Raw genomic sequence first — 806 nt, 5'->3', positions numbered from 1 at the left:
AATCGAAAAATCTGCCAACATCCGGCCTAAGGTAACAACCAGTTCATCTTTTGCCACATCTACGCCTAATACTTGTTTTACTGCCTCCATTACTAATATTTATAGTTATAAAAGTGATGAATCTCCCTTCGTCTTTTCTCCTGGCTGGATATTCTGGATAACAGGTTTGCCTGTTTCCTTACATTCTGTTCAGACTCTAAAAGATAATAAAAGAATGAGGCGATATCTTCGGATCAATATACTTCAATGAGTTATTTCTGAGAGAAACGGCTCTCATTCTTTTTCACTTTAATTTATACAAATCTAATTTGATTTATTAGCACTGCAAACATAGGAGGAGAGGGGCAGCTTCACTCAGGTGGCGTGAGGATATGAGCAAAATCCGTAAAAATCCGCGATTGCGTAGCATCCGTGTTATCCGCGTTCCATTTTTTACACAAGTGTTGCATCTCAACATTCCGTAGGGCGATGCCCCAGGCTAATTTGTTGCGCCCTTTCAGGGCTTGCAAAAAAATCCGTGTAATTAGTGCAATTCGTGGCAAAAAAACCGTGTAAATCCGCGATTGCGCAGCATCCGTGTCATCCGCGTTCCATTCCATTACGCATTTCAACATTCCGTAGGGCGATGCCCCACGCTAATTTGTTGCGCCCTTTCAGGACTTGTAAAACTTTGTTTAATTATTGCAATTCGTGGCAAAAAATCTGTGTAAATCCGCGATTGCGCAGCATCCGTGTTATCCGCGTTCCATTTTAGCAGGAGTGTTGCATTTCAACATTCCGTAGGGCGATGCCCCACGCTAATTTGT

The organism is Flavobacterium subsaxonicum WB 4.1-42 = DSM 21790, from assembly GCF_000422725.1.
GTDB lineage: Bacteria > Bacteroidota > Bacteroidia > Flavobacteriales > Flavobacteriaceae > Flavobacterium > Flavobacterium subsaxonicum.
Note: the sequence above shows the minus strand (reverse complement) of the source record.